The sequence below is a fragment of the Halorubrum sp. B53 genome (assembly GCF_059752395.1).
Genome location: NZ_MWTH01000016.1, coordinates 67741 through 77160, shown reverse-complemented (window position 1 = coordinate 77160; position 9420 = coordinate 67741). Strand labels below are relative to the sequence as shown.

Sequence of the window (9420 nt, the reverse complement as noted above, 5' to 3'; positions counted from 1 at the left end):
GCGACAGCGTCGACGACGTCCTCCGCGATCGCGTCGTCGTCGCGCCCGTCGACGTCGACGCCGAGCCCGGCCGCGAGCGCCCGCCGGCTCGCGTCGACCTCGTCGAAGAGGTACGCGAGGACGTGCGGGGCGACGACCGCGTGGACGTCGCCCTGCTGGACGTCGTAGCGGCGCGCGAAGCCGTGGCCGAACGCGTGGATCACCGATATCTTGCGGTCGAGCTGGACGAGCAGCGCGCCGACCACCGCCCGGTCCGTCGCGGCCTCGCTCCCCGGTCGGTCCCCCGCCACCCGCGGGAGCGCGTCCGCGAGGAGCCGCAGCCCGTGGACCGCGCTCGCGTCGCTGACGGGAGTGGCGTCGCTCGCGTACGGCGTCTCGATCCCCTTGTCGAAGCCGTTCATCGCCGACCCCGCGAGCACCGACGCGGGGGTCGTCTCGAACAGCGCCGGGTCGGCGAGGTCGACGACCGGCATCGGCCCGTCGCCGCTGACGGTCAGCGGCTGGCCCGTGGGCGACTCGTCGGCCGGCAGCACCTCTAACGAGCCGCCCGTCGACAGGTCCGCGCCGGCGAACGTCGTCGGGATCACGACGACCGGCAGCGAGGGGTCGCTCCCGGGCGCGAGCGACCCGAGCGCGTCGGGGCCCTCGGCCGCGTCGTCGCAGAGCTCGGTCAGGTCGCGGCCGTCGACGTCGAGCATCGCCGCCTGTCGGGCGACGTCGAGGCTGCTGCCGCCGCCGACCGCAACGAGGGCGTCCGCGCCGACCTCGGCGCGCTTATCCAGGAGGTCGTACGCCGTCTCGACGCGCTTGTCGGGGGTCGTGCCGTCGAAGACGCCGGCGAGCCGGTCGCCGAGCCCCTCGCGGATCGGGTCCATCAGGTCGTCGTTGGCGCCGACGTTGGAGCCGCAGACGACGAGCGCGTCGCCGAGCCCCCGGTCGGCGAGGACCGCGCTCAGCTCGTCCGCGCGACCGCGTCCGTACAGGATCTCGCAGCCCCGGTAGCCGTGCTCGAAGGCGTCCGCGATCGGTAGCATCGCGCGACGCTACGGCCGGCGGCCGCTTGTAACTGTGGGAGTCGGGGGTTCGTCGGGTGACCAGTGCCGACTCCCCAAGAGCCAACCCGCTGCGGGTCGGAGCCTCCGATCCGGTCACCCGACCGCGACACCATGCGCCAGTTCCCGCCGCTCCCCGACCTCGACGCTCCGGAGGCGCCCGACGACCTCCTCGAGGGCCACCTCTGGCTCCTCGAACTGATCGACGGAACGGGCCTCCGCTTCTCGATGGACGAGTCCGGGCTCCTCCGGTTCGGGGGTCCGGAAGCGACGTACGCCGACCTCGACGCCGTGCCGCTCGCGCTCCGGCCCGCGGTCCGACGCGTCCGGAGCCGGTTCGACCGGGAGGCGCTTCGGGAGGCCGTCGCCGACCCCGCCGGAGTGACGTTCCTCGGCGTCGCGACCCACCGCCGCGGGACCGATTACGACTGGGAACGCATTCCGCCGTTCCTCGGAACCGACGTGTGGACGGGGGCGGACGACGGAACCGACGACGAGACGGTCGAGGGGGCGTTCCGACCGCCCGACGCCGCCGTCGCGATCTTCCAAGGGGTCGGGCTCGCCCCGGTCAACGCGGTGGCGCGCGAGGTGAACGCCCGCGACTTCGATCCCGACGGATACGCCGTCCCAGCGTCGGCGTGGCGAGACGGCCCGGCCGCGGGCGTCGTCGTCCGGAACAAGCGAGGCGGCCGCGGGAAGATCGCGAGAGAGGCGGGAGACGGCGGTGACGACGGGGACGGCGATCGCGCGGACGGCGACGATCCGGCCGACGCCGGGACCGGCGATCCGACCGACCCCGACGACCTCGCCTCGATCCACGCCGGACGCGAGCGGTTCGAACGGATCGTCGCCGCCCTCGAACGGCGCGGCGAGCCGGCGACGGTCGACGCCCTCGCGGACCGGACCGTCGAGGCGGTCGCCAGGGAGACTCGCCTTCAGTTCGGGGAGGGGGAAGCCGACCCCGCCGGGGTCGACCCCGTCCGATTCCGCGCGTCGGTCGTCGAGCGCGCCCGGGCGTTCCTCGATGGGCGCCGGGACGGGGAGCTCGGCTGACCGACGGCGAGGATAACTCGGGATTCGGTCGGGAGGGAAGCCGGGCGGAAGCCGACGCCCCCGACCAATTCTTTCGGCGTCCTCACGCCCGCGTGCGCGTGCGCCGGGTTTATAAGCCGGCACTGACTAAATCAGTCAAGTTCTATGCCAGAGCAGAGTGAATACGGAGCCGGCCAGATCCAGGTCCTCGAGGGCCTGCAGGCCGTCCGTAAACGTCCGGCGATGTATATCGGGTCCACGGACGGTCGAGGGTTACACCATCTCGTCTACGAGGTCGTCGACAACTCCATCGACGAGGCCCTCGCGGGATACTGCGACGACATCACGGTCACCATCCACGGGGACGGCTCCGTCAGCGTCAGCGACGACGGGCGCGGGATCCCGGTCGACACCCACGAGAAGTACGACCGCCCGGCGCTCGAAGTGATCATGACCGTCCTCCACGCCGGCGGGAAGTTCGACTCGAAGTCCTACCAGGTCTCCGGCGGGCTCCACGGCGTCGGCGTCAGCGTCGTCAACGCCCTCTCCGAGCGGCTGGAGGTCGAGGTCAAACGCGACGGCGGCGTCTACCGCCACGAGTTCGCCCGCGGCGAGCCGGTCGAGGACGGGTTCGAGCGCGTCCGCGACATGGACGAGGGCGAGGACACCGGGACGTACATCCGCTTCTGGCCCGACGGCGAGATCTTCGAGACGAACGAGTTCGAGTTCTCGACGCTCGCCAACCGCCTGCGCGAGCTGGCCTTCCTCAACTCCGGGGTCGCCATCACGCTCGCCGACGAGCGCGACGCGGACGGCGACGCCGACGACGCGGGCGACGAGCAGACGTTCCTCTACGACGGCGGCATCCGCGAGTTCGTCGGCTACCTCAACGAGACGCGGACGCCCATCCACGAGGACGTCATCTACTTCGCGGACGAGGACGAGGACATCCACGTCGAGGTCGCGATGCAGGCGACCGAGGAGCTGCAGGGCTCCGTCCACGCGTTCGCGAACAACATCAACACCCGCGAGGGGGGCACCCACCTCACCGGGTTCAAGACCGCCCTGACGCGGACCGTCAACGACTACGCCAACGAGAACGGCCTCGTCGACGACCTCGACGCGAACCTCAAGGGGGAGGACGTCCGCGAGGGGCTCACGGCGGTCATCTCCGTGAAACACCCCGACCCGCAGTTCGAGGGGCAGACGAAGACGAAGCTCGGCAACAGCGAGGTCCGCGGCATCGTCGAGTCCGCGACCCACGAGAAGCTCGGCACGTTCTTCGAGGAGAACCCCGACACCGCCCGGAAGGTCATCCACAAGGCCGCGGAGGCCGCCCGGGCGCGCAAGGCCGCGAAGAAGGCCGAGGAGCTCACGCGCCGGAAGTCCGCGCTTGAGTCGACGGCGCTGCCCGGCAAGCTCGCCGACTGCCAGACCCGCGACCCCACGGAGGCGGAGCTGTTCGTGGTCGAGGGCGACTCCGCCGGCGGCTCGGCGAAGCAGGGCCGGAACCGCGAGAATCAGGCGATTCTTCCGCTTAAAGGGAAGATCCTCAACGTCGAGAAACACCGGCTCGACCGCATCCTGGAGAACGACGAGATCCGCGCGCTGATCACCGCGATCGGCGCGGGGATCGGCGAGGAGTTCGACATCGAGGACGCCCGGTACAACAAGATCATCCTGATGACTGACGCCGACGTCGACGGCGCACACATCCGGACCCTCCTCTTGACCCTCTTATACCGCCACATGAAGCCCCTGCTGGAGGCGGGCTACGTGTACGCGGCCCAACCGCCCCTCTATCGCGTCCGCTATCGCGGCGAGACGTACGACGCGATGACGGAAGCGGAGCGCGACCGAATCGTCGAGGAGGAGTGCGACGGGAACCCGGATCAGGTCCAGCGGTTCAAGGGGCTCGGCGAGATGAACCCCGACCAGCTGTGGGACACGACGATGGACCCGGAAAACCGTATCCTCAAGCAGATCAACATCGACGACGCGGCCGCCGCCGACCGCATGTTCAACGTGCTGATGGGCGACGCGGTCGAGCCGCGGAAGCAGTTCATCAAGGAGCACGCGACCGAGGCCGAGTGGGTGGACATATGAGCTCGGACATCCCCGACGCCGACCCGAACGACGTCCGCGCCGCGCAGGTGACGAACGCCCGCATCGAGGACGAGATGGAGCAGTCGTATATCGACTACGCGATGTCGGTCATCGCGGGCCGCGCGCTCCCCGACGTGCGCGACGGGCTCAAGCCCGTCCACCGGCGCATCCTCTACGCGATGCACGAGGCGGGCGTCACGAGCAACTCCTCGCACCGGAAGTCCTCCTCCATCGTCGGCGAGACGATGGGGGACTACCACCCGCACGGCGACAGCGCCATCTACGACACGCTCGCGCGGATGGCCCAGGACTTCTCGATGCGGTACCCACTCGTCGACGGACAGGGGAACTTCGGCTCCGTCGACGGCGACCCGCCGGCCGCGATGCGGTACACGGAGGCCCGGATGGCCCCCATCGCCGAGGAGCTGTTGGCCGACATCGAGCGCGACACCGTCGACTTCACCTCCAACTACGACGACCGCCTGGAGGAGCCGGAGGTGTTGCCCTCGGCGGTGCCGCACCTGCTCGTCAACGGCTCCTCCGGGATCGCGGTGGGGATGTCGACCAACATCCCGCCGCACAACCTCGGCGAGGTCGTCGACGCGACGGTCGAGCTGATCGAGAACCCCGACGCGACCGTCGAGGACCTGATGGAGCACGTCAAGGGGCCGGACTTCCCGACCGGTGCGAACATCGTCGGCCGGAACGCGGTCCACGAGGCGTACAAGACGGGCCGCGGTCGCGTCCGCGTCCGCGCCGAGTTCGAGGTCGACGAGGAGGAGGGCCGGATCGTCATAAGCGAGCTCCCCTTCCAGCAGAACAAGTCCCGGCTCGTCGAGCGGATCGCCGAGGACGTCAACGAGGGCGCGATCGAGGGCATTCGCGACCTCCGCGACGAGTCCGACCGCGACGGGATGCGCATCGTCATCGAGCTCAAGCGCGACGCGATGGCGGAGGTCGTCAAGAACCAGCTGTTAGAGAGCCACCTCGAGCGCACCTTCGGCGTCATCAACCTCGCGCTGGTCGACGGCTCGCCGCAGGTGCTCGACTTAAAAGAGACGCTCCGTCACTACGTCGAGCACCGCCGAGAGGTCGTGCGCCGGCGCTCCGAGCACGAGCTCGCGGAGCGGGAGGACCGCGCGCACATCCTCGAGGGCAGGCTGAAAGCGCTCGAACAGGTCGACGACGTGGTCGAGACCATCCAGAACTCCGACGACCGCGACGCCGCGAAGGCGGCGCTCGAGGCCGAGTACGAGTTCAGCGAGGCGCAGGCGGCCCACATCGTCCGGATGCAGCTCGGGTCGCTCACCTCGATGGAGACCCAGGAGATCGAGTCCGAGTACGAGGACGTCACCGCTCGGATCGAGCGGCTGGAGACGGTCCTCGACGACCCCGACGAGCTCGACGCCGTGATCGTCGACGAGCTGCAAGAGATGAAAGACGAGTACGGCGACGAGCGCCGCACGAGCTTCATCGAGGACGTCGGCAACGTCACCCACGAGGACCTCATCCCGGAGGAGGAGTGCGTCGTCGTGATGACCGAGGACGACTACATCAAGCGGATGCCGCTGGACACGTTCCGAGCGCAGAACCGCGGCGGCAAGGGGATCATCGGCACCGGCCTCAAGGACGGGGACCGCGTCTCCTCCGTCTTCGCCGCCAACTCCCACGACTACCTGCTCGTCTTCACCAACCGCGGGCAGATCTACGAGCTGAAGACGTACGAGATCCCGGAGATGTCCCGGACCGCCCGCGGGAAGTCCGCGGTCAACCTCCTCGATCTGGACGGCGGCGAGGAGATCGAGGCAGTGGTGAACACGGAGGATCTCGACGACGACGAGTTCCTCACGATGGTCACCCGCGACGGGTACATCAAGCGGACCGCCGTCGACGAGTTCGGCAACATCAGGTCGACGGGGATCCGCGCGATCCGGCTGGAGGACGGCGACGAGCTCGTCGACGTCGAGGTGACCGACGGCGACCGCGACATCGTCATCGGGAGCCGGAACGGGATGGCGATCCGCTTCGACGAGTCGGAGGCGCGCGCGATGGGCCGGACCGCCCGGGGCGTGATCGGGATCGACCTCCGCGAGGGCGACGCGGTCGCCGGCGTGGCCGCCATCGACGACGAGTACCACAACTGGGTGCTCACCGTCACCGAGAACGGCTACGGGAAGCGCTCCGACCTCGACGAGTACCGCCTGCAGTCTCGCAACGGGAAGGGGCTGATCGACATCAAGACCGGCGACCGCAACGGCGAGGCGGTCGCCATCGAGGCGGTCACCTACGGCGACCACCTGGTCGCGATGAGCGGCGACGGCCAGATCATGCGGACCCGCGTCGAGGAGATCTCGACGGTGAGCCGCAACACGAAGGGCGTCATCGTGATGAACCTCGAGGCGGACGACGAGGTCGCCTCCGTCGACATCGTCCCCGAGGCGGCGTACGCCGACGATGGGGCCGGTGACGAGAAGACCGCCGCGGACGAAGGCGATGCCGACGCCGACCTCTCGACCGACGCCGACCTCTCGACCGACGACGACCTCCCGACCGACGCCGAGTAGACGCGCCCGGCGGGGCCGGCGTCCGGACGGGCCCCGACCGCTTTTATAAAAGCCTGTATCGACCCAGAGACCCGCATCGACCCAGCGGACCGTACCGAGCCGGACGGTCGCGTCTGCGGGATTCAAGTCCCGCGGCGACGAGACGACCCCATGAATCGACGCAGCGTCCTCGCCGCGGCGACCGCGAGCGCGATGACGGGAGCGGTCGCGGGCTGTCTCGGAGTGGGAGAACCTGAGCCCGGCCGGCTCGACCTGACGGTCCGGAACGACGGCGCCGACCCCGTCGACGTCGACGTGGTCGTCCAAAGCGACGACGGGACGACGCACGAGGAGGCGAGCGAGCGGATCGACCCCGGCGTCGCCCGAGCGTTCGACGTGGCGGTCGGGACGGCCGATCGCCACGAAGTCGCGGTCACGGGCGCCGACTGGGAGGGCCGGCTTGCCTGGGACGCGGGGGTCTGCGCCCGCTACGACGGGACCGTCGCCGTCGACGGGGAGAACGTCGCGGTCGCCGGGGAGTGCGTCGACCCGCGGTAGCGGAACGTTCAGGAAAATTACTTACGGATACCGCGAAAACGGCCGAACGAGATGGACGAGTACGAGGGGATAGACGAGGTCGTACACGAGCCGAGCGCGGCGTTCGCCGAGTCGACGAACGTCGCCGCGTTCATGCGCGAGTACGACATCGACGACTACGAGGCGCTGATCGAACGCACCACCTCGGAGGTCCCGGGCGAGCCGGCCTCCGGCGTCGACTGGTTCTGGGACGAGATCGTCGACTACCTCGACATCGATTTTTATATCGAGTACGACGCGGTCCGCGACAGCGCGGATCGGAGCTCCGCGGGCAACCGGACGCAGTCCGGTGACGACAGCGACGGCCCGCAGTTCACCGACTGGTACCCCGGCGGCGAGATCAACGTCGCGCACAACGTCGTCGACAGACACGCCGCGGTCGACTCGCCGAACCGCAACCGAGTCGCGCTGATCTGGGAGGGGGAGCCCGGCGACGTCCGCGAAATAACCTTCCACGAGCTGGCCCGGCAGACGAACCGCGTCGCCAACTACCTGGAGTCCGTCGGCGTCGGGATCGGGGACACGGTGGCGCTGTACATGCCGATGGTGCCCGAGGTCGTCTCGATCCTCTACGGCTGCCTGAAAGTGGGCGCGATCGCGGTGCCGATCTTCTCCGGGTTCGGCACCGAGGCGACGGCGACCCGGATCGCCGACGCCGAGCCGTCGGTCCTCTTCACGGGCGACGGCTTCTACCGCCGGGGCAGCGAGGTCCGGCTGAAGGCGACGGCCGACGAGGCGATCGCGAACGCGGGCCACGTCGAACACGCGGTGGTGTACGACCGGCTGGGCGCCACTCCCGACGGTGACTCGGACGACCCCGTCCCGTGGGACCCGGAGCGAGACGTTACCTGGGAGGAGGCGATCGCGTCGCGATCGACCGACTACGAGACGAAGCGGCTCCCCAGCGACCAGGAGTCCATGCTGCTGTACTCCTCGGGGACGACGGGCGAGCCGAAGGGGATCGTCCACACCCACGCGGGCGTTCTCACACAGTGCGCCAAGGAGATCCACTTCGGCTTCGACCAGAAGCCCGCCGACCGGTTCTTCTGGGTCTCCGACATCGGTTGGATGATGGGGCCGTGGACGCTGATCGGGAACCACGCGTTCGGCGGGACGGTGGTGATGTACGAGGGTGCGCCCGACCACCCCGAGCCCGACCGCTTCTGGGAGCTGATCGACCGACACGGAATCACGCAGTTCGGCATCTCGCCGACGGCGATCCGCGCGCTCCGCAAGCACGGGGACGAGTGGGTGGAGGGGCACGACCTCTCCTCGCTCCGGATCCTCGGCTCCACCGGAGAGCCGTGGGACCCCGAGTCGTGGCGGTGGTTCTACGACGCGATCGGCGGCGGCGGCGACTGCCCGATAATCAACATCTCCGGCGGCACCGAGATCTGCGGCTGCTTCCTGATGCCGATGCCGAACCAACCGCTGAAACCCTGCACGCTCGGGGGACCGGGGCTCGGGATGGACATCGACATCGTCGACGAGAGCGGCGAGTCGGTGAAGGAGGCGGGCGAGCGCGGCTATCTCGTCGCGCGCGACTCCTGCCCGTCGATGACGAAGTCGCTGTGGTCCGGCGACGAGCGCTACCTCGAGGAGTACTGGTCGACGTGGGACGACCTCTGGGACCACGGCGACTTCGCCCAGAAGGACGCCGACGGATTCTGGTTCCTCCACGGTCGCGCCGACGACGCGTTAAACGTCGCCGGCCGGAAGGTTGGCCCGGCCGAGATCGAAGGCGTGCTCATCGATCACGACGCCGTCAACCAGGCGGCCGCGGTGGGCGTCCCCGACGACACCACCGGTACCGCGGTGGTCGCGTACGTCGTCCTCGAACCGGGCGTCGAGCCGAGCGACGAGCTCCGCGAGGAGCTGCGGGCGGTCGTCGGCGACGAGCACGGGAAGCCGTTCCGGCCGCGCGAGCTGCTGTTCGTCGACGCCTTCCCGAAGACGCAGTCCGGGAAGATCATCCGCCGCGCGATCGAGTCGGTTTATAAGGGTGAGGACCCCGGCGACCTCTCCTCGATGGAGAACCCGGAGTCCCTAGACGACCTCCGCGACGCGGCCTGAGGGTCGGGTTCGAGGGA

6 protein-coding genes are annotated in these 9420 nt (G+C 69.4%); 5 read left to right on the top strand and 1 reads right to left on the bottom strand.

Going from position 1 to position 9420, the window contains the following annotated elements:
* On the bottom strand, positions 1-1034 hold a 1034-nt coding region (locus B4V06_RS16825), incomplete at its 3' end, for an iron-containing alcohol dehydrogenase family protein (RefSeq protein WP_498170705.1).
* 132 nt (positions 1035-1166) lie between these two features.
* On the opposite strand from B4V06_RS16825, the gene B4V06_RS16820 reads away from it, so the two are divergent.
* The 5 genes from B4V06_RS16820 (at position 1167) to B4V06_RS16800 (ending at position 9403) form a co-directional block, all read left to right on the top strand.
* On the top strand, positions 1167-2105 hold the full coding sequence (locus B4V06_RS16820) for a hypothetical protein (RefSeq protein WP_123114392.1): 939 nt from the start codon (positions 1167-1169) through the stop codon (positions 2103-2105).
* Between the two features lie 144 nt (positions 2106-2249).
* A complete protein-coding gene (gene gyrB / locus B4V06_RS16815) occupies positions 2250-4190 on the top strand; it encodes a DNA topoisomerase (ATP-hydrolyzing) subunit B (RefSeq protein WP_498170702.1) in 1941 nt (646 codons plus the stop codon).
* Complete coding sequence (gene gyrA / locus B4V06_RS16810; RefSeq protein WP_123114394.1) at positions 4187-6754, top strand: DNA gyrase subunit A; 2568 nt, start codon at positions 4187-4189, stop codon at positions 6752-6754. The genes gyrB and gyrA overlap by 4 nt, the downstream gene beginning before the upstream one ends.
* A gap of 150 nt (positions 6755-6904) precedes the next feature.
* Complete coding sequence (locus tag B4V06_RS16805) at positions 6905-7291, top strand: hypothetical protein (protein ID WP_123114395.1); 387 nt, start codon at positions 6905-6907, stop codon at positions 7289-7291.
* Between the two features lie 51 nt (positions 7292-7342).
* Positions 7343-9403 (top strand): AMP-binding protein, encoded by a 2061-nt coding sequence (locus tag B4V06_RS16800; RefSeq protein ID WP_498170700.1) that lies wholly within the window; start codon positions 7343-7345, stop codon positions 9401-9403.
* Positions 9404-9420: the final 17 nt, after the last annotated feature.